The organism is Aquimarina mycalae (genome assembly GCF_029906345.1).
Lineage (GTDB): Bacteria > Bacteroidota > Bacteroidia > Flavobacteriales > Flavobacteriaceae > Aquimarina.
This window is the reverse complement of record NZ_JARYGY010000003.1, coordinates 459,101-482,089: the sequence shown is the minus strand read 5'-3', so window position 1 is coordinate 482,089 and position 22,989 is coordinate 459,101. Positions and strand designations below refer to the sequence as shown.

Annotated in this window: 19 protein-coding genes and 1 riboswitch; of the genes, 4 read left to right on the top strand and 15 right to left on the bottom strand. The window is 32.3% G+C overall.

Annotation, left to right across the window (positions count from 1 at the left end):
• Window positions 1-208 precede the first annotated feature (208 nt).
• Window positions 209-622, top strand: coding sequence for a MotA/TolQ/ExbB proton channel family protein (locus tag QBK95_RS09890; protein ID WP_280933137.1), 414 nt, complete (start codon window positions 209-211; stop codon window positions 620-622).
• 57 nt (window positions 623-679) lie between these two features.
• Here QBK95_RS09890 and QBK95_RS09885 read toward each other — a convergent pair whose 3' ends face one another.
• The gene (locus QBK95_RS09885; RefSeq protein ID WP_280933135.1) at window positions 680-919 is read right to left on the bottom strand and encodes a CDGSH iron-sulfur domain-containing protein; all 240 of its coding nucleotides are present in this window, start codon (window positions 917-919) and stop codon (window positions 680-682) included.
• Window positions 920-1,073: 154 nt separating this feature from the next.
• A riboswitch (cobalamin riboswitch) is annotated at window positions 1,074-1,264 on the top strand.
• A gap of 167 nt (window positions 1,265-1,431) precedes the next feature.
• On the opposite strand from QBK95_RS09885, the gene metE reads away from it, so the two are divergent.
• On the top strand, window positions 1,432-3,750 hold the full coding sequence (gene metE, locus QBK95_RS09880; protein ID WP_280933133.1) for a 5-methyltetrahydropteroyltriglutamate--homocysteine S-methyltransferase: 2,319 nt from the start codon (window positions 1,432-1,434) through the stop codon (window positions 3,748-3,750).
• 78 nt (window positions 3,751-3,828) lie between these two features.
• On the opposite strand, the gene QBK95_RS09875 is transcribed toward metE, so the two are convergent.
• The 12 genes from QBK95_RS09875 to QBK95_RS09820 all read right to left on the bottom strand — a co-directional run bounded on the left by QBK95_RS09875 (window position 3,829) and on the right by QBK95_RS09820 (window position 19,172).
• Complete coding sequence (locus QBK95_RS09875) at window positions 3,829-5,163, bottom strand: DUF3179 domain-containing protein (RefSeq protein WP_280933238.1); 1,335 nt, start codon at window positions 5,161-5,163, stop codon at window positions 3,829-3,831.
• A 176-nt stretch (window positions 5,164-5,339) separates the two neighbouring features.
• The gene (locus tag QBK95_RS09870) at window positions 5,340-6,131 is read right to left on the bottom strand and encodes a COG1361 family protein (protein ID WP_280933131.1); all 792 of its coding nucleotides are present in this window, start codon (window positions 6,129-6,131) and stop codon (window positions 5,340-5,342) included.
• A gap of 141 nt (window positions 6,132-6,272) precedes the next feature.
• The gene (locus QBK95_RS09865; RefSeq protein WP_280933130.1) at window positions 6,273-7,940 is read right to left on the bottom strand and encodes a DUF4832 domain-containing protein; all 1,668 of its coding nucleotides are present in this window, start codon (window positions 7,938-7,940) and stop codon (window positions 6,273-6,275) included.
• A 57-nt stretch (window positions 7,941-7,997) separates the two neighbouring features.
• A complete protein-coding gene (locus QBK95_RS09860; RefSeq protein WP_280933128.1) occupies window positions 7,998-10,019 on the bottom strand; it encodes a DUF5060 domain-containing protein in 2,022 nt (673 codons plus the stop codon).
• A gap of 97 nt (window positions 10,020-10,116) precedes the next feature.
• Window positions 10,117-11,811, bottom strand: a complete 1,695-nt coding sequence (locus QBK95_RS09855) for a M66 family metalloprotease (protein ID WP_280933127.1) — start codon at window positions 11,809-11,811, stop codon at window positions 10,117-10,119.
• A 390-nt stretch (window positions 11,812-12,201) separates the two neighbouring features.
• Entirely contained in the window at window positions 12,202-13,977 is a 1,776-nt protein-coding gene (locus QBK95_RS09850) for an ABC transporter ATP-binding protein (protein WP_280933125.1), read from the bottom strand.
• A gap of 3 nt (window positions 13,978-13,980) precedes the next feature.
• Window positions 13,981-14,766, bottom strand: a complete 786-nt coding sequence (bla, locus tag QBK95_RS09845) for a subclass B1 metallo-beta-lactamase (RefSeq protein ID WP_280933123.1) — start codon at window positions 14,764-14,766, stop codon at window positions 13,981-13,983.
• Window positions 14,726-15,280 (bottom strand): metal-dependent hydrolase, encoded by a 555-nt coding sequence (locus QBK95_RS09840; RefSeq protein ID WP_280933121.1) that lies wholly within the window; start codon window positions 15,278-15,280, stop codon window positions 14,726-14,728. Before QBK95_RS09840 ends, bla begins: the two co-directional genes overlap by 41 nt.
• Window positions 15,281-15,289: 9 nt before the next feature.
• The gene (locus QBK95_RS09835; protein WP_280933119.1) at window positions 15,290-15,892 is read right to left on the bottom strand and encodes a hypothetical protein; all 603 of its coding nucleotides are present in this window, start codon (window positions 15,890-15,892) and stop codon (window positions 15,290-15,292) included.
• A gap of 36 nt (window positions 15,893-15,928) precedes the next feature.
• On the bottom strand, window positions 15,929-17,287 hold the full coding sequence (locus tag QBK95_RS09830) for a DEAD/DEAH box helicase (RefSeq protein WP_280933118.1): 1,359 nt from the start codon (window positions 17,285-17,287) through the stop codon (window positions 15,929-15,931).
• Between the two features lie 247 nt (window positions 17,288-17,534).
• Window positions 17,535-18,041 (bottom strand): hypothetical protein, encoded by a 507-nt coding sequence (locus QBK95_RS09825; RefSeq protein ID WP_280933117.1) that lies wholly within the window; start codon window positions 18,039-18,041, stop codon window positions 17,535-17,537.
• 9 nt (window positions 18,042-18,050) lie between these two features.
• On the bottom strand, window positions 18,051-19,172 hold the full coding sequence (locus QBK95_RS09820) for a hypothetical protein (RefSeq protein WP_280933115.1): 1,122 nt from the start codon (window positions 19,170-19,172) through the stop codon (window positions 18,051-18,053).
• A gap of 393 nt (window positions 19,173-19,565) precedes the next feature.
• Here QBK95_RS09820 and QBK95_RS09815 point away from each other — a divergent pair, with 393 nt between their 5' ends.
• A complete protein-coding gene (locus tag QBK95_RS09815; protein ID WP_280933113.1) occupies window positions 19,566-20,186 on the top strand; it encodes an L-threonylcarbamoyladenylate synthase in 621 nt (206 codons plus the stop codon).
• On the opposite strand, the gene QBK95_RS09810 is transcribed toward QBK95_RS09815, so the two are convergent.
• Entirely contained in the window at window positions 20,183-21,055 is an 873-nt protein-coding gene (locus tag QBK95_RS09810; protein WP_280933111.1) for a helix-turn-helix domain-containing protein, read from the bottom strand. The two genes, QBK95_RS09815 and QBK95_RS09810, sit on opposite strands and share 4 nt — an antisense overlap.
• 232 nt (window positions 21,056-21,287) lie before the next feature.
• Here QBK95_RS09810 and QBK95_RS09805 point away from each other — a divergent pair, with 232 nt between their 5' ends.
• Window positions 21,288-21,872: a hypothetical protein gene (locus QBK95_RS09805; protein WP_280933108.1), complete on the top strand. Its 585-nt coding sequence runs from the start codon at window positions 21,288-21,290 to the stop codon at window positions 21,870-21,872.
• A 172-nt stretch (window positions 21,873-22,044) separates the two neighbouring features.
• On the opposite strand, the gene QBK95_RS09800 is transcribed toward QBK95_RS09805, so the two are convergent.
• Complete coding sequence (locus tag QBK95_RS09800) at window positions 22,045-22,911, bottom strand: OmpA/MotB family protein (RefSeq protein WP_280933106.1); 867 nt, start codon at window positions 22,909-22,911, stop codon at window positions 22,045-22,047.
• Between the last annotated feature and the right edge of the window lie 78 nt (window positions 22,912-22,989).

The following is a 22,989-nucleotide window of genomic DNA, read 5'->3' as shown; positions in this document are numbered from 1 at the left end:
GCCTACAATATCAGTAATTTTTATTTTCCATACCTTATTTTTGGATGAATAACCATTTTAGATTCCTTTATTGCAGGATTCGATAGGTGTTTCTATAAATCGTATTGATTCTGCTAAAAACTATGTGGATTTGGTAAGTGAACGAAAAAAATATATTTCAAAAACTTTAGATTCTAGTTTTGAATATGTTTAATTCAAAAAATAAATTATGATATCACTAACTACAGTGCAAGCACAGAACCCATTTCTGTTTGTTCAGTTTTTTCAAAGATTAGAAGAAGGAGGAATGTTTTTTATGTTTCCTATTTTAATCATGTTACTACTCGTCTTTTTTTTAATAGTGAGAGGTGTGTTAGCAATAAGAAAAAACAATAATAACCTACAGAAACATATTAAACTACTAAATTCTATAGGTTTGTTAACATTAGTTTGGGGAATGCTAGGGCAACTTATAGGTATTGTCGGAATGTTTGATCAGTTGGAGGCGATAGGAAATATCTCTACCACTATATTTGCTGGTGGGTTAAAGGTTTCAGCACTTCCTCCAATTTTTGGGTTCATTGTGTTTATTATTTCTAGGATAGCATCTATTGTGTTTACTTGGATTGATAAAGAAGCGTAACTACAATCGTATAAAAAAATAAGGCCCTATTCTGTATTATAGAATAGGGTTTTTTAATTAGTTCTTATGTGAACCATCGCAATAAGGAGGATTACTGGTTTGTTTGCATGTACATAAATAGGCTTCTTTAGCTTCTTCTACACTAAAAATTAAAGGGTTGGTACCTCCTTCTTTTTTATGAGTGCCATTACAGAATGGTTGATCAACACTGTGACCACAACTACACCAAGCATAATTTTTATCTGCTTCTAATTGACAAGGGATTGGAGTATCGCCACCTCTTATATTATTTTCCATGATTTTAAATATTTCTATTCTAAAATTATTAAATATCAAGTTAAGATTGGTTTTAAATTATGAATGTTTAATAATATTCTTTTAGCGTCTTTTTAGGAGGATCATAGCATTATTTAAGTTACTTTTATAGTATAGAAAGTTCTTTACATAAAATTCTAGATCAACCAATATAGGTTTTACTTAAGTGTAAATTAATAGGGAATCGTGTGAGAATCACGAACTGTCGCGCAACTGTAAGTAACCATATAGTTTTTATCAATATATATCCACTGTCTTAGTTACTGGATGGGAAGGATGATAAAAATGTTACAAGTCAGGAGACCTGCCTACTATTGAATTGACTATGCTTTCGCGAATTGAAGCTTTAGTTAAGTTGGATGCACACCAAAAAAATAATTACCTTTTTGGTGAACAATTACATATGCACCATTTTAATTTTCTTCATTCTCGTAGCGTACTAATTTACCCAAAGAGCTTTAAAAGTTAATATTAATTTTTAAAAGTTTAAAGTTATGCTTACACACAACCTTGGTTACCCGCGTATTGGTAGCAAAAGAGAATTGAAAAAAGTTTCAGAGCAGTATTGGTCTGGAAAAACTACGTACAAAAACCTACTTCAGGTAGGAAAAAACATTAGACAAGAAAATTGGCTATTGCAACAAAAAGCAGGTATAGATTTAATACCATCCAATGACTTTTCTTTCTATGATCATGTATTAGATATGTCATTAATGGTTGGTGCTATTCCTAAAAGGTATCAAAATTTACTAGCTAGAAACCTTAATCCAATGGATTTATACTTTGCAATGGCAAGAGGGTATCAAAATGATGAACATGATATAACTGCAATGGAAATGACCAAATGGTTTGATACTAATTACCATTATATTGTTCCCGAATTTTATAAAGATCAAGAATTCCAACAATTTTCTTCTAAAGTGATTGATGAGTTCTATGAAGCGAAAGAATTGGGAATACAAACAAAACCTGTTTTAATCGGACCGATATCATACTTATTATTAGGAAAAGAAAAAGAAGCAGGTTTTCATAGAGTAGAACTAATAGATAAATTGTTAGTAGTTTATGTAGATATAATCAAAAAATTAGTAGCGTTAGGAGCTGAATGGATTCAGTTAGATGAACCATTTTTGGGATTAGATATAACAACGAAAGAAAAAGAAGCATACAAGGAAACTTATCTGAAATTAAAAAGCACCTTTCCTGATTTAAAAATATTGGTAACCACTTATTTTGAAGGGATTGAGGATAATTTAGAATTGATATCAGAAGAATTGCTGATTGATGCAATCCATATAGACTTGGTAAGATGTCCAGAACAATTAGATAAAGTGCTTGACAGTATTCCTGTACGCATGCAACTTTCATTAGGAGTAGTAGATGGTAGAAACGTATGGAAAAATAATTTTCAAAAATCTTTAGAATATATTTATAAAGCAATAGCAAAAAGAAAAGAGAATACTATTTTGATAGCACCTTCCTGCTCACTTCTTCATGCTCCTTGTGACTTAGAACTCGAAAATCAAAATGAGAATTTGCCATTAGAACTTATTGATTGGTTATCATTTGCAAAACAAAAACTAGATGAAGTAGTTGTGTTAAAACGACTTGTGGATTTCAATAAAGAAGATGAAATATTAGACAAGCTCGACAAAAATATAACATCACATTTTAATAGGAGTAACTCTAATCTTATTCACAATCCAGAAGTAAAAAAGAGGGTAACCACAATTTCAGAAAAAGATATGGTTAGAGATAATTCATTTAAGCTTCGTAAAGAAGTACAACGTGAAGATTTGGGATTACCACTTTTTCCGACTACAACTATCGGATCTTTTCCTCAAACAAAAGCAGTTAGAAGTTGGAGGTATAAGTATAAAAAAGGAGACATTTCAAAAGAAGAATATGATCAATTTTTAAAACAGGAAATTAAACAAACAATCCAATGGCAAGAAGAAATAGAACTAGATGTACTGGTACATGGAGAATTCGAGCGTAATGATATGGGTGAATACTTTGGAGAACGATTAGATGGTTTTGCTTTTACCAAGTTTGGATGGGTTCAGAGTTACGGGTCTCGTTGTGTGAAACCACCCATTATTTATGGTAGCATTCATAGACCTAATTCTATGACAGTCGATTGGACATTATATGCACAATCGTTAACTCCTAAACTAGTAAAAGGAATGCTTACTGGTCCAGTAACCATGTTGCAATGGTCTTTTGTAAGAGATGATCAGCCTAGAGCTATTACTTGTAAAGAAATTGCACTCGCAATTAGAGATGAGGTAAAAGACTTAGAAGATCATGGGATTAAAATTATACAGATCGATGAACCAGCATTAAGAGAAGGATTACCATTAAAACATCGAGATTGGAACAGTTATTTAGAATGGGCGATAGCATCCTTTAGAATATCTTCGAGTGTAGTAGCTAATCAAACACAGATACATACACATATGTGTTATTCTGAATTTAACGATATCATTGGTCACATTGCTGATATGGATGCTGATGTAATAACGATTGAATGCTCCAGATCACAAATGGAGTTATTAGATGCTTTTTCAGATTTTAAATATCCTAATCAAATAGGGCCTGGAGTGTATGATATTCATGCTCCTAGAATTCCTTCTATAGAAGAAATGGTTTCATTAATTGCTAAAGCTCAACAGTTTATTTCTGAAGATCAGTTATGGATTAATCCAGATTGTGGACTAAAAACTCGTGGATGGGAAGAAACTAAAAAAGCTCTTGAAATCATGGTTACAGCTGCTAAACAATTAAGACAAGAAGTTCTAGAAATAGTTTAATTATTTTTTAACCAACTTAGGTATATGTATACTTAAACCAAAGAAGACCCTATTTTATTAGGGTCTTCTTATTTATAGTTATTTAATAAGTTTTACCTCAGGAAAGGCTGCTTTATATCCAAACCAAAAAGCATTATGGGTCGGCAAACGTTTTAAAACCTTACCAGTGATATTGTTTTTTAATTCGTCTTCATATAAAACCCAGGTATTTCCTTTAGCATCGATTGCTTCAGATTCTTTATTGTAAGATGAAAATTCTATTTCTAAAGTAAAATATACTCTATGAGCTCCACTTTTATCCGTAAACACAGTAAAGTTTCTAGTGTTAATTTGATTTCTATAAATGTTATTCTTATTAAGGAATTTAGAAGAAATTGCAATGTTTTCATCAGTTTCTGAAGGCAATCTAATAGCTAATATTTCCTGTTTGTTTTTTAATTTAGTATCCTTTTTGGGGACAGAAAACATTAATTTATCCGTTGCAAAATAATCTTTATAAGCGACTCCTTCGCCATAATCTCTATTATGACCAGTGAACAATGATAATACAGTAGTTTCTGGATGCAGTTTTTTCCAATTACCCCAGGTAGTCGTAACAACGCTTAGATACTCTAGTTCAATTCCTTTTCCAACTAATGGGCCAATTACAGGTTTTCCCCAAAGTGTATTCCATAAAGATTGTGTTTTCTGGTCATACATCAGTTTATTGGATCTATATAAAAAACCGCTTGTTCCAAGTTTATATTGAACACCATCTTTTTGTGTTTTATAAAGGATTACTGTACCACAAAGTGTACAATATACTCCTGCAACGGGAATATCTCCTACAATATCAGTAAACATCTCATGCCAAGCTAAAATTCGTTTCGGGTAAGCTCTGATATCTCCATTAATAGCAATTCCGAAAACAATATCCGAATCTTTTAAATATTGTGCTGAAGAAGCCTGGATCATCTTAGGGTTTCGTAAGGGTGGTATTCCATCCTGAAGTACGCCGCCCCAACGTACTTCATCAAGCCTAATATCAGATTGGTTTTGACGATTGAGAAAGTATTTATTAAATCGCTGATCTATAGATTGATGTAAAAGCGCTTTAAATGTATAATAATCATCAGTATATGTATAATTTTTGTTCCATATATATTCATACCATGCATTAAAATCAAGATGATAGTATTTTTTTGTTTTTTTCTGAAGTAAGTTTAGAATTTTCAGCGAATTGTTTGCGTTTTGGAGGAAGTATAAAGTTTCGATGGCTAAAACCTCAGAGCTTTCTGACCAATTCGTTTTAATATGAGTTAGAGCATTTTTATGCACTTCTGGATTTGCAGTGCGAAAGAAATCCAAAAAGTACTCATAGTACTGTTTTTGTCCCTGCAAAGAACCAATAGTAAATAACATCAATATGTACATCAAGAATTTGTGCAAGGATTTTATTTTTTTAGTCAGTCGCTATATAGAAGTAATCCCGACAAAATTAATGTGATAATCATTGAATTATAATATCTCCTGAATATAAAATTCATGAAAAAGCACGCTAGAAAATATTTTCTAACGTGCTTAACATTGACAATTGAATTATTGAAAACTCAGATAACAGTTGCTTTTAATTCAACTGCTAAGGGTTCTCCTATAGAAGGGGTAAGAGTAGCTTTACCCGTATATATTCCTGGTTGAAGATTTCCAGGAGCAAATGTAAAAGGAACATCTATAGATTCGCCTGGTGCTAAAGGAGAAAAAGAAAGTTTAACGCTTACACTTCCAGGAAATTCAATAGAAGATGCTAAACCTTGCAAAATTTCATTTGAGTTGTTTGTTAAGGTAAGCGTAACTTCACTTACTTCGTTTTGATTTTTTCCAGAAGTACTTTGGGTAACCTCACCAAAATCTACTACGTTCGAACTTAAACTAATTTTGCCAGCATTATCAGAAGCGGCAATAACTGTAGCTTCCAATTTTACTTCTAATGGTTCTCCAATGGATGGAGTAAGTGTAGCTGTACCTGTATATATTCCAGGTTCAAGATTTCCAGGAGCAAATGTAAAAGGAACATCAATAGATTCTCCTGGATCTAATGGCGAAAAAGAAAGGTTAACACTTACGCTTCCTGGAAATTCAATAGAAGCTCCCAAGCTATTTAGAATTTCATCTGAATTATTAGTCAACGTAAGTGTAACTTCACTTATTTCATTCTGATTTTTTCCAGAAGTATTTTGAACAACTTCACCAAAGTTGATTTCGGATTGGCTAATAGTAATAAGATTACTATCAGGTATAACTATACTATCATCATTATCTGAGTCACAACTAATTTGTATTAGTGTTATAGATAACAATAATATATAAACATTTAAGTGCGCATTTTTTTTAATTAATTTCATAGGGTCTTTTTTTGTTATTCTTAATGAAGAACTAATGTATGTACAATTAAAAGCAGAAACGTTACCCTATGTATAAACGGTAGTTTTAATTGTATAAAGTGCTTCTTTATAGATAGCAAAAAATCCTTGATTTATAATATTTTACTGTTTTACAAATCGTTTTTGGACTTTACCAGCGTCAGCATTAAGAATTAAATTATATACACCAGCCGACAGATGCGAAATATCTATTGTCTTTGTATTATTAGTTAAACTCTCTATATAAGTTTTTTGAATTATTCGTCCTGTCATATCAATAAATTGTACTTCATTTAATCCTATATTATTCTTATCCAGTATAGTTAAATGCTTATTAGACGGATTAGGATAAATGTTTATAGCGTTTTCTAGTGGATCAAAAGTAGTTACTCCCAAGGTAGCATCTTGAACCGTAACATCTCCTAAAATAGACCATCCACCAACTAAAGCATTATTGGCATTCCACTGCCCGTCAATGACAGTCATTTCATTAGAAAAAAGAATATAGGTATTTCTAGCATCTAATTTCCAAGGTGCATTTTTGGGTGTATCAGCATCTGGTTGAATTAACCGTATTGCTAATCGATAATCACCTACAGATACATTTAATGCACTTGATAGCGTGATCGTTTTAGATGAATTATCTACTATAGTTGTCAAATCGTATGTTTTATCAAACACTTGTACTGGCAGGTTATTTTGATCAACTAAGGCAAACTGAACATCCCAATCATAGTATAGAGGCGCTACACCAATATTAGAAATGGTTATCGTTACAGATAGGTTATCAGAATTTGCTAAACGTTCTGCAAACAAAGCGGATTCGATTTGAAAGTTATATCCCATTTTACGATGCATCGCCATAAAACCCTGACATCTTTGACTATTTGAGTTGTTTGCACAAGGTCTCTCATCACTACCAACTTTCATGGTAGAATAATGCCCTGTCTCAATCATACTCATTCCTTTAGGAGTTTCATATAATGCAGTCATAAATTCTTCACTATTATCGATTGGAGGAACTTCGCCTCCTACAGGCCCTTGACGCCATTTATTTCCTTGATCTATTGCATCATCAAACTCATCACTATGTCCATTGTTTGGAACAAAAAAATCATTGTGGAAACCTATACCGCCAGTAGAAGATAAAGGATCTCTCCATGGGTAGCGACCCATCAATTGTTTGTTAGAAAAATTACTTTTATAGGCACTAATTATCTGTGTTCTGGCAGTCTCAGAAATATCAAAATTAGGGTCGTCATAACTAAAGGTATGCCACTCTCCCCAATATCCTAACACACCTAATTGAATAGCATATATTCTAGGGTCATCATTATAACGATCAGCCAATGCTTCTATAGCTTCTATAGCTTGACTTATATAATTTGTATTATTATAATCGGTAATATATTTACCACCAGACTGTAATCTGGCTACTCCTAAATCATTGTAAAGCCATGAAGGTCCAGCATCAGAAGTTTGATTTGCACCAAACCAGTCTGCATATAGTCTTAAGATAACATGTCTTCCAGTTGATCCTGGTCGATTTATAACATCTTCTACAGCATCAAAATTGAAATTTCCATTGGTAGGCTCAAAATCTTTCCATTTTAAATATTGAAAACCCACAGATGCTATATCATAACTATCCCACCATCCAGAATTCCAACCTTTTAAAGGGTTTTTGTCTGGACCTTCAGTTTTAGTGTAGGTATGATTAATTTCAGTCTGAGCAGTGCTCTTAAATTGTATGACGATGCTTAATAGCAATAAAATAATAGTCTTTTTCATTAGGTTTGATCTTTTTTTTGGAGTAAAATAATATGTGTGTTTTAAAGTAAATTTGAATTAGTTAATAATTAATTTTTTAGAGATTTCATTCTGATCATCAGATATTTTGATAAAATAAATTCCTTTGCTCAGATTATTAGTTAATACCTTATTTCTAGTATTGGATACGGTTGTTTTAAAAATTACCTGTCCAGCAGCATTAATCACTTTTAGATGATACATCTCTTGGGTTAATCCATCGATAGTAAACGAGGAGTTTGTTGGATTTGGATACATTGTAAAACCATCAGATATAAATTCTGGATTAGAAAGGATCGTGTTGTTTCGTATTAAAACTAACCAGTCTTTGTCAGATTCGGTAGGAGGATTCCCAATAGTAGTTGAACCACTAGCTGTAATAGAGGTAATACTTCCGTTTTGTAAATTTCCACCATTTCTAGGGTTAAACCACTGTACTTCATATATATCTCCGTTAGTACCTAGATTTATTGAAGTAGTTTCATTTGCTGGTAAGTATACTAGATATGTTTCGTCTTTTTTACTAAAGCAATATGCATCAGTGTTCGAGACCAAATTATCACTACTATTCATTTCTGTAAAAGGGAGATATGTCTGAAAAAAATCAATGGCGATTTTTGCATCTTCCCATTTATGTGCACGACTTCTAAAATCTTCGCAAGACAGATCGGTTTCACCAGTTTGATAACCGAAATAATATTCTACGCCATGACCACCTGCTAATAAAGTTCCATAAAGTGTTTTTCCTCTTACTGCAATGCGATTGTCATTTTGACTTCCTGTGTCTCCATTATAATCACTGTCTGCCGCTACGCCAATAGAAGATTGGCCAATTTCATCACTAGCAACACACCATGGTTTTCCTGCGTTTTCAGAATTTTCTACCCAATCTTTTACAACCTCATGAACATCGTTTATCTGGGTTTGTAAAGACGCACCAGTTAATTTAGAATTGTTGCCTAGTAAAGGTGTATAATTATTGTATCCACCAAGACCTGTATGCATTACAATAAGGTGATTATATGGATCTGTATCAAAGAAATATTGAGCCATATCTTTACGTTGCTGTTCAGATTGCACATTTTCTTCTCCAAGATTCCAGTTTAATGCAAGATGATGTCCAAATCTGGCAATAAGTTCTCGATAATATAATTTTCGTTCTATGCCCAGATCTCCATTATTCAATAATTGATCATTTTCTGTTTCTTGAGTTTTAAAATGTAAAAACATTCCTTTTGCATCTGCGTGATCAAAAAGTATTTCCCATTGTGCTAGTTTTGAAACATCAAATCTATCTCTTGTATTAGAAGCGATCCATGGCCATACATCATCTCCATCACCGTTCACATTCATGGTTAAAAATGAAAAAACGTTCATCCCTTTTGAAGAAAGGTAATTAATAGCACCAATAATACCTTTTCCTTTGTTGTTTTGCCATACTGGATCACCTGCGGTCCAATCCATCTCATGCGGAGACCAGGATTTAGAAGGTTGGGTATCATCAAAATCATCATAAGCAAGAAAGTTTTCAGGAGAATCAGCTCCAGCTTTTAGGAAGTATTGATTATTCTCGGCAAATTGTAAATAGCGTTGATTCACATAAGTTAAACGACCTTTGGCTCTATTATCGATTCCTGTTTTATCGGTTGCGTTTATTGTAATTGTACCAGTAGTACCATCAAAAGAGGTTGCTGTTCCTTCTGATGTATTAGTGCTTATAGCAACATCATTACCAGTTCTGAAAGAGGTCGTATATGACCATTGGCCTGCTTCATCTGGAGCAAAATGTACGCGCCATTTATTGCCTGTAGTAGCAGATGTATTAGCGGAATTTCCGTCAGCGGCAAAAAAACCTGGGATTTCATAAACCTGATTTGAAGGACCAGTAAAAGTGACATTCATTCTGTAGTTTCTGAACGGGTTTGTAGCATCGTTTTCATCTACTGTAGGACCGTTGAATGTGAGTGTGATCCGATGCCATTTTTGCAGTTCACCTGTGATGGTTTGACTATTAATAAAAATAGAAAATAACAAAAATGACAAGATTAGATAAATTTTCATAACATGGTTTGATTTAAATTCTGTTTAATAACTATTTATTGCCTTGAAGCTGTTAAATAGAAGAAATCAAAAATCATAGAGGTAGTATTATATTGTATTAGTTGTTCCAAGTGTATAGTACTATTGGACTATCAGGTAAGCCGTTTTTTTCAACATCAGGCGTCGATAATAACTCTATTTTAGTAACAGTACCTTCACTAGCTCTTAGGTTAAGAGCTTTTGTTTTGTAGCTTCTTGCATTCGACGGTTCTACAGAAGTATCCATCTCTAATGGTAACATATACAATTTGGTTATTCCACCTTGGACTATTCTTAGGCTTACATCACAACCACCATTTGGACAATATATTTCATCCGCTTTTAATCTATCTTCTTCAATTTCAGGATTAAAAAGATCTATAAGACCACTCTGGTATGGACCAATTGGTGGATATATAATATTAGCTTGTGGAGTTAAAGAGCTCACACCAGCCATAACACTTAGAACTTCAACATTTCTTTCTTTAGCAAAATTCACTCCATTATTATCCAAAATATTGTTATAACCCCCAGTATTAGAGTCCCAACTGGCGTAGTTTCCTGATTGTTCGTTCCAGATAACAATATGATTTTGAAGATAATTTCTCATTTTGTTTACAGAGTAATCAGAAAAATGATTTAGTAGATATTGTTGTTCTTGAGATCCTGTTCCGCCACCTTGCATTGGATCTATTTTGTATTGTCCGACTTCGCCTTTCCATCCTATTGTATTTTCCTGTATAGTTGGTGGAATAAGGTACTTCTTAACTGGATCATAAGCCCAAGTGGGACCTGCATGTGTTTTATTATGAATGTCTGGAGCCTCTATTCCGTGCATGTCTCCTTTATAAGGATATTCATTATTGTTACCCCAATGTGGTAATGAAAAAGCATGGCCAAGTTCATGATGTAGTAACCCTATTTTTTTGCCATTTCCTACTCCAGCAAATCCGCCTGCTTGTCCTCCAGAAAAAACACCATAAATGTTAGTGTAAAACAAAGAGTATCTACCTTTTTTTCCTGCTGCTTCTTTTAGAGCCCTGTTCCATTGTGAGGCTGTGGCTTGTTCTCCATCAAAATTATAACCTGTAATATCTTTGTATTCTTCTTTTGAAGAAACTCGAGCAGCTATGATATTACCTCCTCTGGGTGGAACTGTTAACTCAGAAAATACAACATTAGGTACTCTGATAAGTTCAATTCCTGAAGATGGCCATTTGGCTTCTAGTTCTTCTTTCCAACCTGTTGGATAATCTCCAACTGAATATTGAAAAAAGTGCGTATCAAACATTGTCATAATGATTTTGTTTGGCGCTCCAATTTTTAAATTATCAATTTGTTTATTTTCATCTCCAGCTTCTATTCGAATTGAAAGCCCTGGTTTGATCCAATCTTTAGTAATGGTTGCAGTAAAGCTATCGTCAAAAGTATGTTGTACTTTACCAGGGTTTATTTCAAAGGATGTAGGTAGTTCTGAAGGACCTTCTAATTGTAAGGTTTGTGTGGTGCCGTTTAATGATAAAATAGCATTTACTATTGGCGCTTGACCACCATTTTCTGATATTACTTGTACTTTAATTAAAGCATCCCTTTCACTCACCAAACCAAATAAAGGGTCTTCGGGTTGAAGGATATGAGTCTGTCCAAGAAATACCTCTATACTTTCGGCTGAATTAGTGGGATTGGATGAATCCGAGGATCCTATTTGTTCATCATTACTGCAATTAATCAATGTGAACGCAAATAATAATAGAATAAAAATGTTTTTTTTCATGGTTAAGATTATTGTAGGTTTTAGGAACTTATTGGTTTGAATTAATAATTTACAATCATTAATAATAATTGTATACCCTGTCAAAACGACAAATCTATGGTAATGTTATTTATAAAAAATTGCAAAAACGGACTTTGATTACCAAAAACGGACATTTACATATTATAAATTGATAATCAGGGGGATAAGTTTTATAAAACAAACAAACAGTTTTATGTAGAGTTATATATAGTAGAACTTGAGCGTCCTAAATAGCATCATGATTTTATGTATGATGATAGCATCGTGTAAGAAACAGTTTTATGATACTCCTTTATTTAGAAATAAAGGAGAAGTTTTTTTCCTCGAGAATTAGGAATGTGATCTATTGATATTAAAATGTAATACTATTTAAATTCTTGCCTGATATGTATACAGATCAAAATATCGTCCTTCTGCAGCAATCAATTCTTCGTGAGTTCCGCGTTCGGCGATATTTCCAGATTCAATAACTAATATCTGATCTGCTCTTTTAATAGTACTTAATCTATGCGCAATTACAAATGTAGTACGTCCTTTCATAAGTTCACTTAAACTCTTTTGTATTAATGCTTCGCTTTCTGTGTCTAGATTTGAGGTAGCTTCATCCAGAATGATGATTTTAGGATCTGCAAGAATTGCTCGAGCAATAGCAATACGCTGGCGTTGTCCTCCTGATAGTTTTACACCACGTTCTCCTATTAAGGTATCTAATCCATCATCAAAACGATCTGTGAATTCATTGACATATGCTGCTATGACAGCTTGTTGTAATTGAGTTTCGGTTGCATTTGGTCTGGGAAATAAGATATTATCTCTTATGGTACCTTCAAACAAAAACTCATCCTGCAGAACAACTCCTAGATTACGTCGATAACTACTTAGATTTACTTTAGAAATGTCATGACTATCAATAGTAATAAGACCAGATTTTGGATTCAGAAATGTAGCTGATAATCCTGCAATGGTGGATTTACCCGAACCAGAACTTCCTACCAAAGCAGTAACTGTTCCAGAAGGAGCCCTAAAACTGATGTTATGCAATACTTCTTTGCCTTCTTCATAAGAGAAAGACACATCGTCAAAAATAATATCACCTTGTATCTTTTCTAATTGTATAGTACGATTTTCTGGATCTTCTTCTGGATCCATATTCATGAGCTCTTCTGTTCGGTCCAGACCAGCTAATGCTTCAGTTAATTGACTACCGATATTACTCATTTGTACGATAGGAGCAATCATAAAGGCTAAATACATCGTAAATGATAAAAACTGACCTGCAGTCATAACGCCTTCCATCATATAATATCCACCAATCCCCATAATTCCTGTAGAGGCAATACCAGCTAATAAAAAGGTAGAAGAACTGGTCATCAGTGCAGTAGCGGTTAAACTCTTTTTTACATTTTGAAATAAACGATCTACTCCTTCTTCAAATACTTTACTCTCTTGTTCTTCTGCACCAAAGCCTTTTATAACCCTAACACCAGCCAATGTTTCAGTTAATCGTCCCTTAACCTCTGCATTAATAACACCACGTTTTCTAAAAATTGGACGAATGTACTTGAACGCTTTTAAGGCCACTATTCCGAATAAGGTAATAGGGATTAACACAAATAGTGTCATCCATAAATTTATATCAATAAGTAATACAACCGAAACTATAGCGGTAAATATACCACCAACCAATTGCACCAATCCTGTTCCGATTAAATTACGGACACCTTCTACATCACTCATAATTCTGGATACTAAAGCTCCAGATTTTGTATTGTCAAAAAAGCTGATAGGCAAGGAGAGTACCTTTTTTTGCACTTGGGCCCGTAATTCAGAAATTAAAAATTGTGCTTGTACACTTAAAACTCTGGTTAACAAAAAAGAAGTAGTTGCTTGAATCAGTATTGAAACCCCAACAATAATAAGTAATTCATACAATTGTCTCATATCTCGACTAGGTACAACATCATCTAACAGAGCTTTACTTTTCCAAGGTAAAACCAAACCTGCAACTCTATTGAAAAAAATTAGAATAAGACCAATAAACACCAAATTTCTTCTTGGCCAGATTATCGTTTTAAAAGCTTGTAAGATGGTTACTTTTGGTTTCTTTTTATTCTTGGAAGTATGGTTCTGTTGGAATTCTCTCATATCTTAATTTTCGGTATTGAATAGGTTAATTGTGTAATCTAAGAGACTTTGATCTCCCGATTTTCCGTGTCCTGGAATCACAATTTCCACATCTGGATAGACTTTTTTAATCTTAGCAACCGTATTCGACCATTCTAATAAATTTGCATCAGCAAGATTACCTTTTTTAGCATCGATACTTTTAATCATACATCCTCCAAAAAGGATTTTTTCTTCAGGGAAATAGGATACAATATTATCTATAGTATGTGCTTCTCCAAAGAATGAATTATAGATACTTTTGGTATGTAGTTGTAATGCTATCTTTTCATTAAAAACCTGATCGGGTATCGGAGCTTTTTCTTTGATCAGAAGCTCTTTGGTTTTAGTACTTGCAATCGTTGGAATTTTATTTTCTTTAAAAATATACATTCCCTTAGTACAATCCGAATGGAAGTGATTATAAACTACTCCTTTTATAGTTGCTTTTTGTTCTTTTTGTATCCAACTAATTAATTCTGTAGTAGCTATATCGGATGCTGGACTATCAAAAATATATGCTTCATTTTTGTTTAGGTATACAAAACCATTGCAGGGAAATGTCGATCCACTTTTTAAGGTAATGTATGAAGTATGAATATAGCTATGCTCATTTAACCGAATCAGTTGAAGATCTTCAGAAATATGGATCTGTTCGTTATCGAATGTTTTTTTACAAGAGGCAACACATAAAAAACACACTATAATCAGAAGCAGTTTAGCGGTTTTTTTAAGATTGTGTTTTGGATTGGATTTTTCGCTTTTTGACATACTTAATTGCTAAGATATAAATACCTGCGGGAATACCGATCCAGATCAATTCACTTAACAATACTTTAATGCCCCAAATGCTAAAGAATTTACTTGCACCAATGGGCGAAACCTGAATGGGTCTCCAAGGAAAAAAATATCGAGTATCATCAAAAGGAGAGAAGAAGGCAATACCTAATCCTCCAGAGGTCATTGCATCTAATATTCCATGAGATGCAGTACATATAGTAAAATACAGTACTAATAGCATTCCCGTTTTAGTCATTAATTTTTTGTTATAAAACAGTAATGTTACCAAAAAACCAAATAGTAATGCGAATACTAATGAGTGTGAAAACCCGCGATGCCCCCAAAAACTTTCATACGGAATACCAAAAGCAAAACTAATAACATCTGCATCAGGAAGTATAGAACAGGCAATGCCTAGTATCCAAAATTTCCAGGTTGTGATTTCTTTACTAAACCCTTTTCCTAGCGCATAGGCTGTAAATGCATGTCCAAATATTGAAGCCATTGTTAATGATTAGTCAATTGGGTGTATTGTTTTGATGTTTCCAGAAATAGGTGAAATAGATACTTTTTTATCGTTTTCGATTACATAAAAAACATATTGACTATTTAATTCAATCAGCTTTACTTTTTGAGTGTTTCCATCGGTAAATTCGATGATTTTATTGACTTTATAGTCACCATTTTTAATATTCTTATTTACTTTGTAACCTCCACCTAATGCATACCCTATATAAAAACCAAACGTACCCATAATCGGGATTAAAAATTTAATAAACTGTAGGGATGCGTATCGTTTATTTAGACTAATTTCTTTTTCTAGGGTAACATCCTTTTTTAGCTTCTTCTTTATTCGTTTTTGTGACCACCATATTAATAGCACTATAACTAATAGATAACCTCCCATGAATAATGGAATTTTGATATGCTCTGTTAAAATTACAATTGGACTTAATAAAATATCTAATACCGTAGAGTATTTAATAATATTTATCCCCAAAAAAGAATAATAGATGGAATAGCTTAATGTACCAACGACTAATAGATATAGATAAGATAAGTAAATATATTCTTGGATACTTCCTTTAAGAAAAATAGTCTTTTTTTTGTTCTCCATAATTAGTGTTCTATATTTCTCTTAATTGAATATTGATTATTTCTTCTTTTTTTTATGCTTTAGATTAAAGGTTTTGTCACCTTTGGTTTTCGGCTTTTTATACTTCTTTTTGATTTCGCGTTTATATTTTCCGCCTAAATTAACTTTACTGTTTTTTGCAGATTTTTCGTGAAATGCTGGACCGACGTCCTCGTCATTGGGACGTTTATGAGGGTTGTAGATTTCTTTAATTTTTGGTTGCTCTTCTGGAGTAAGTTGCTCAGAGATCTCTATAAAGTCAGGAATGTCGATTTGTTCTATTTGCATTTCCATCAACCCTTCGATAGCATCTAAATATTCTTGTTCTTTTTCTGTAGTAAGGACAAAAGAGACACCTTCTTTTTCTGCACGACCAGTTCTACCAATTCGATGCATATAGTTTTCTGGATATTCAGGTGTATCTAAATTTATAACCTGACTTACATTGTCTATATCCAAACCTCTAGCCATTACATCGGTTGCAATTAGAATACGATTTTCACCTTTCCTAAATTGTTCAATACTTCTAAGCCTGTAATTCTGGGTTTTATTAGAATGTATGATGCATATTTCTTCTTTATAGTTCTTTTCTAATGCTTCGAATAATCGATCTGCAATTTTCTTATACCCTACAAAGATTAATGTCTTGTGATAGGTTTCTTTATCTGAAAGCAGGTGTTCCAATAAATTTACTTTGGTATAAAAATTAGGAACCTTATACCCAAATTGTTTGATATTCTCTAATGGTGTACCGCTTTTAGCAACCGAAATTCTTTTTGGATTGGTAAAGATTTCAGTAATCATTTGATCCACTTCATCCGTCATTGTAGCCGAGAACATAATATTTTGTCGTTGCTTAGGTAAAATATCAAAAATATTCATTAATTGATGTCTAAAACCCAAATCAAGCATTACATCTACTTCGTCAATCACTATTTTTTGGATTGATTTAAGTTGCAGTGCTCTGCTTACGGCAAGATCATATAGGCGACCTGGTGTAGCTACTACAATATCTAATCCTTCAGAAACGGCTTGTTTTTGTGTATTAATATTAGTTCCTCCATAAACTCCAGTTACCCTTACATTAATATAGGTAGATAGTTTTTCTATTTCGTCTACAACCTGCACCACAAGTTCTCTTGTAGGAACAAGTACTAATATTCTAGGGTTTTGCTGAACTGAGTATTTAAGCATTCTAAGAATGGGCAACATATAAGCATATGTTTTTCCTGTTCCAGTTTGCGCGATACCTACCACATCTTTACCAGACATTACTGTCGAGAAAACTTGCTCCTGAATAGGAGTAGGGGTTACAAATTCCAGATCATCCAATGCATTGAGGAGCTGTGTACTTAAATTTAGATCTCTAAAAGTCACTTTAAAAGTATTTTATACGCGAAAGTAATTTATTTGACCACAAAAAGTGTCTATAAACATGGATAATATAATAGTTTAAACCTAAAAAGTAAACAAAACAAGTAGTCTTTTAAATAAATTTAGGTCATTTTATATTTTGATATGAAAACAGAATTTTTTTAATCTAATCCTAGAAAAAAAAATAAAGAACGCATATTAATAAAAAGCTTCAACTTAATGAGGCTTTACAGTACTTAGAATTGGTAATTTAAAAATCTCTATTACCAATTGTAAACATAGTATAATTACTCTCGCGATGTAATTGAATTTCTATTTTATATCCTTGTTTTTCCCATATAATCAAAAATGGATTGTCATTAAGCCCACATTCTTTTAGAGTTATTGGCCTAGAACTGAATCCTGTATTTGATATTTTTTCCTCACCACTTGCGAATTGGTCAATATTATATATTAGACTAGGATTACCATATTCCTTAATAACTAAATCTAAAAATGATTGATCTACTATTTCAAACAAAAAGAAAGTAAAATATTGAATAATATCATTCTTATTTGTAGCAATGGAGATGGAATTACATTTTTCACCAAAAAAATGATAATTTTTATTGACATCGTAAATCTTTATTCTATTACTTTCTTTGTCCTTCTTTAAATGAGCTTCGGGTATTTGACTTATATGTTTACCGATGAGGTTTTGTTGGAAAGAGTTAATCATCATTAATACTGCTATAATATTTATAAAATATATTTTCATTTTTAAAATTTAGCCACAATTAGTTGGTTTAACACTTTCTCTATAAGGAGCAGCATTAAAAACACCATAAAGATTATTTCTTGATACAGATCCACCAATATTTTCCATAGCCTTTTCTATTTCTCTATACCACTTTAACTCGAGTTGCATTAAACTAACATTTTCTGTTTCTAAATACCATTTCTGTGTTTCGGTAGTAGCAGTAGTTACAGCAATAGCAGTCAGTGTTGAAGCTCTACCATTAGTCCATAAAGAAGGTGCTCTGAAATAAAGAGTACCCCACTTTGCATCTTGCCCATGATATCCTATACCATTACTTTCTATATCTCCATTAAAAAAAATTCCTGATATTCCTGAAACAGCAGCTACTTTAACACCTCCAATATTTGCATATTCCCAACTCGAACAATCTGCAAAAGGAAAAACTTCTTCTTCTTCAGTATTACCTGTATTACCACCTCCACCATCACCATCATCATCTCCAAGGTGAGGATCTTCGTTATCACACACCTGAAACGTACCAAGAACATTTTCTTCTATAGAGCCGTCATCGTAATATATTGTTTGTACAATATTGTACATTTCACAACCCGATTTAGCAGAAAGAGTATTTGATGACAAACTTGGCAACCCATAAAATATTCCTGTTTTTTCAGTGGTTCTATACTTAACATTTACTCCAGAAAAATTATCATTGGATGTATATTCATATTCTAGAGAAGGTAATTGTAATGTTTTAGAAATTGTTTGTGTGCTATTAACATCATCAGTAATAAATACTTTTAAAATTTCTTTAAAGCTATTATTATCTTCTTGAATAAGGATTAAATATGATGTAACGTATATTTTGTTTAAATTATTTTTGAATTCTTTTTGGTTTCCTTTATTCTTCTTTTTTGGGATAGAAGTAATTGGAATATATACATTACCTTCAATCTGAAATGATTTTTCCCAATTAGGTTCTCCATAATAATTAGGGTTCTCATTCATTTTTAAGTTATGATTTTTATCATACCAAGATTTTGCATCGTCATTTAAACTACTTTCCGTAATCGGTAATTCATCTTTTTGACAACCCATAATTACAAAGGTTATCAATACTAATGAGACATACTTTAATAAAATTTTCATAAAACTTAATTAATTTAATTCCTGCCTACTCTATTATAGGTTTTTCAGCTTACCCCACAAGATGTACAACAGTTTTATATCTATATTACTAACAAATTATCTTATAAAAACAACATCTAGTATTATATAGTAACCATTAAACCAGAATTGTTACCTAATTAATTTATTAAAAATCTATGATAAGGTTGAAAAATAAATACGAAAACATTAATTCTTAAATTAGGGTTTTAAATATATAGATGCATATATATAAGGGTAAAACTTTTATTAAAAATATGCAATATGGTAAGAAATTTTGATTTGTAATTAATATTCAATTATATATTTTATCTCATCAATATATTTTCAGTTTATTTATCATAAAACAGTATATTTATCCCACTTAATTAGAGTATGGCAACACTAATAAAACTATATAATGAAAACCCTAATCCAAGGGAGATACAACAAGTTGTGGATTGTCTTCGTGATGGTGGTTTAGTGATTTATCCTACGGATACGGTATATGGTTTGGGTTGTGACATCACTAATAACAGAGCCTTAGAGCGTATAGCTAAAATTAAGGGCGTAAAACTGGCTAAGGCTAACTTTTCATTTATTTGTAGTGATCTAAGTAATCTTTCGGACTATGTAAAGCAAATAGATAATAGTACTTTTAAGCTTCTAAAAAGAACACTTCCTGGTCCTTATACATATATACTTCCTGGAAGTAATAATCTCCCCACCGTTTTTAAAAAGAAAAAAACAGTAGGAATTAGGGTACCTGATAATGACATTTGTAAAGCAATTGTAGAAGAATTGGGTAATCCGATAGTGTCTACTTCGATTTATGATGAAGATGAGGTAATAGAATACACTACTGATCCTGAGTTGATATTAGAGAAATGGAATAATCTTGTTGATATTGTTATCGATGGAGGATATGGTGATAACATTGCCTCTACGGTAATAGATTTAACCAGTGGAGATCCGATTTTGATTCGCGAAGGAAAAGGTGCGATAGATATTATTTAAGAAACTACATATTTCAACTCATTTCTATAGGTACTTGGTGTTTTACCTGAAAACTGCTTGAATAATTTATTAAAGTGAGAAAAATTACTAAAACCACTTTCGTAACATATATCCGTTATGCTGGTTTGCTTTTCGTGTAACAACTTAGCAGCATGGACCAGTCTGTATTCATTAACGAATTGAATAAATGTTTTTCCTGTATTTTTTTTGAAATACCTACAGAAACCAGGTACACTCATGCTTACAATATCAGCAATTTCTTCTAGCGGGATTTGTCTGGTAAATTCTTTTTGTACAAAGTTGAAAATAAGATTGATACGATTATTATCTTGCAGTGATGTTTCTATGATAAAACCTTCTGCATTGAGGATCGAATACTCTTGGGTTTGTTGCATTTCTTTAAAGATTTTTAGAATACCTAGCAATCTGTCAAAAGAATCGAGCATTCCTAGTGCTTCGATATGAGCACCAATTCTTCGTTTAGTATCTCCATGAAATACGATTCCTTTTTTTGCCTGTTCCAATAATTGATAGATACCACTCATTTCTGGAATATTAAAAAATGAGTTCCCGAGAAAATCAGGTAGCATTTGTATAATGGTTTCACTTTTATTACCTGTGAGACTATCCGTAAAGCCACAATGGGGTAAATTAGAACCAATAAGCATTAATGCTCCGTTTCTATAATATGACATATGACTACCTATTTGTCGTTTTCCAGTTCCTCCATTGACGTATACAATTTCAATTTCTGGATGATAGTGCCAAACAGGTGCTTTGTTCATTTTCTCTTGAGAAAAGCTCTCATAGAAAAATGAACTACCAAATTCTGGAACAATTTTCTCTAAAGACGGTTTCGTAATTTTCATAATCTAAAACGGGGAAATTTCCTCTATATCTAATTTGCAAATATAAAACGTTTTCTGTGTTAATAATATGTAAAATTAATCATATAATATGTTAAATTAACTTTAATACGGTTTTAAAGTATTTATGGAGGTTAAAATAGAACATATATATGCAAATATAGTTGTATTTCTAAATATGTTCCTGATCTATATTTGCACCATAAATTATTAACAACAACTTAAATTAAAAGTTATGAAAAGAGTAGTTAACCTATGCCTACTTGTATTAACAATCATTTCAAGTAACCTGATCAATGCAGCAGGAAGAGTTTCAGTAGAGATCACTAATTCGTCAATGATTAATGTATCATTGTCAGAAGTTGTAAAAGGAGAAAAGTTATTCCTTAAGGATTATCACGGAGAGGTATTATTCAATATTACTTTGGATGCAATGCCTGTGTATCAAAAATATTTCAATTTAGATAATGTACCAGATGGTGTTTATTTTGTTGAAACAGAAGCTATACACGAAATAAAAGTTACTCCAGTGTTAAAGAATAAAAAAGGTGTGTCTTTAATTAATAACTCTGCAGTAACCATTTTTAAACCGCAGGTACATGTAAAGAATAGTATTGTAAAGGTAATGTTCAACAATACCAAGAGATCACCTCTTACAGTTACTATTTATGATAAGGAGTGGAGATTATTAGAAGAAATAGTAGAAAATAAGGAAAAAGTGCTTAGAAAGACGTATGATTTTTCTAAAATGCCTAAAGGTGAGTATCAAATTTACTTTAGATTAAAAGACAGAACATTTATAAAGAAAGTTAGTATTTAATTGTTTCATTATTAACTCAACCACAAGAAAGGCAGCGCTAACCACGCTGCCTTTTTTATTTGATTGAATAATAAAAAAACCTGTGAAGTTATCTTCACAGGTTTTTTTTAATATTTTAAAAACAGTCAATCTATTTGAGAACGATTCACTTTTCAAAAATATTTTTTATTTTTTAGTTACCGCCTTCAGTAGCTTTTTTCATTCCATCTTCGATCATATTATAGAACTGATCTAGTTTAGGAAGTACTACGATTCTTGTACGTCTGTTTTTCGCTTTGTTTGTAGCATTGTTATTATCAGCTACAGGTACATAAAAACTTCTTCCTGCTGCAGTCATACGTTTTGGATCAACTCCAAAATCTTTCTGTAATACTCTCACAACAGAAGTTGCTCTTTTTACACTAAGATCCCAGTTATCTAATAATACTTTATTTTTAATAGGTACATTATCAGTATGTCCTTCTACTAAGAACTCGATATCTGGCTTATCGTTTACTACTTTAGCAACCTTACCTAATACTTCTTTAGCTCTTGTAGAAACATTATAACTACCACTCTTAAATAATAATTTATCAGAGATAGAAACATATACTACACCTTTTTCTACATTTACTTCAATATCCTCATCTGCAAGGTTCCCTAATGCTCCTTTAAGACTTGTTACCAAGGCTAATGTCACAGAATCTTTTTTGTTCAATGCATCATTCATGGTTTTAATCTGAAGATCTTTTTCTTTAATACTTTCTAAAGATCTTTCTAAGTTTTCTGCTTCCTTAGTAGATAGGGTAGCAAGATTACCTACATTATTTAATAATGCAGAGTTTTGATTTTTAAGATTATTTACTTGATCTCTTAAAACTTTTAATTCTGAACTTTCGCTTGCTTTTTCCTCAAGGCAGCTGTTTAGCTTAACAGTAGCTGTATTTAATAAGTCTTGGGTTTCTTTTTGTTTGGCTTCTAGATCTGTAAATTTCTTCTGTGATACACAAGAAGATAACAATACAGCCATTGAAGCTCCGATAATCATTGCTTTTTTCATTAGAAAATGTGTTTTTAGTCTTACTCTGGTTATATAACTCAAAATTATTAAAATTGTGACGCAAAGTAGTGCCATTAA